Below are 1393 nucleotides of genomic sequence, written 5' to 3' on the forward strand. Positions count from 1 at the left end.
ACACCCCCGCGGTGTTGCGCCCCCCCCCGGCCCCCCCCCCCCCACCCCCGCGGGGGGGGTGCCAGCGGTCCACCCCGTTTCCGGCGGCCCCCCCCCGCGGGGGGGGGGGGGGCCGCCCCGGCGGCCCACCACACCGGGCCTACTCCGTGAAGGCGGCGAGGTGCTGGGTGAACCCGCCCTTGGTCGGCGGCAGCGGGCGCGGCTCCGCGTCCGGGGCGGGCTGCGGCTCCTCCATCGGCAGCAGCCGCAGCTCCGGCTGGTCGGAGCCGGGGGAGGAGTGCAGCCGCACCCGGGTGCCGACCGGGACGGTGCTGCGCAGCCCGTCCACGATGCACCAGACGTCGAACCCCTCCGCCATGCGGATCAGGGACTTCTGACGGACCAGCGGCGTGCGGGCCTGCTCGACCGCGCAGCGCCGGACGACCCCGGTGCCCTCGCTGGGCTCCAGCCGCAGGTCGGTGGAGCCGCAGGTGGGGCAGAGCAGCCGTTGGAAGGTCGGGTTGTTGCACCAGGTACAGCGCTGGAAGTACAGCGTCGTACTCGGGATGTCGGCTTCGATAGCTGAGTGGACCACGCTGTCATCTCCCTGCGCTCGGACCGGCTTGTACGGCAGACGTACGGCAGAAGTTCGGCAGGAAAAGGATAGGGAACTCAGTACCGCCGTGTGAAGGCACTGAGTTCCCTTTTTGCTGCGCGCATGCATAATGAAGGGTACTGAGTACCGTCGTGAAACAGGAGTGGCGATCATGAGCCAGGAGTTCGATCTCTTCCGTATCTCCGAGGAGCACGAGATGCTTCGCGAGGCGGTGCGTTCGCTGGCCGAGGCGAAGATCGCGCCGTTCGCGGCGGAGGTGGACGAGCAGGGACGGTTCCCGCAGGAGGCGTTGGACGCGCTGCGGGGCAATGACCTGCACGCGGTGCACGTGCCGGAGGAGTACGGCGGTGCGGGGGCGGACGCGCTGGCGACGGTGATCGTGATCGAGGAGGTCGCGCGGGTGTGCGGCTCGTCGTCGCTGATCCCGGCGGTGAACAAGCTGGGGTCGCTGCCGGTGCAGCTGTCGGGTTCGGAGGAGCTGAAGGCGAAGTACCTGGGTGCGCTGGCGCGGGGCGAGGGGATGTTCTCGTACTGCCTGTCGGAGCCGGAGGCGGGTTCGGACGCGGCGGGGATGAAGACCCGGGCGGTGCGTGACGGTGATTTCTGGGTGCTCAACGGGGTGAAGCGGTGGATCACCAACGCGGGTGTCTCGGAGTTCTACACGGTGATGGCGGTGACGGATCCGTCGATGCGTTCGAAGGGTATCTCGGCGTTCGTGGTGGAGAAGGGCGACGAGGGCGTCTCGTTCGGTGCGCCGGAGAAGAAGCTCGGGATCAAGGGTTCGCCGACGCGTGAGGT

The 1393-nt window shown here is 69.6% G+C and carries 2 protein-coding genes; one reads left to right on the top strand and one right to left on the bottom strand.

The window, feature by feature from the left end:
• Positions 1–139 precede the first annotated feature (139 nt).
• A complete protein-coding gene (locus ACZ3UD_RS37630) occupies positions 140–574 on the bottom strand; it encodes a PhlB family protein (protein WP_465598602.1) in 435 nt (144 codons plus the stop codon).
• A 172-nt stretch (positions 575–746) separates the two neighbouring features.
• Between ACZ3UD_RS37630 and ACZ3UD_RS37635 the strand changes: the two genes are divergently transcribed.
• On the top strand, positions 747–1393 hold a 647-nt coding region (locus ACZ3UD_RS37635), incomplete at its 3' end, for an acyl-CoA dehydrogenase family protein (protein ID WP_465598605.1).

It is taken from the genome of Kitasatospora sp. NPDC023118 (genome assembly GCF_055560875.1).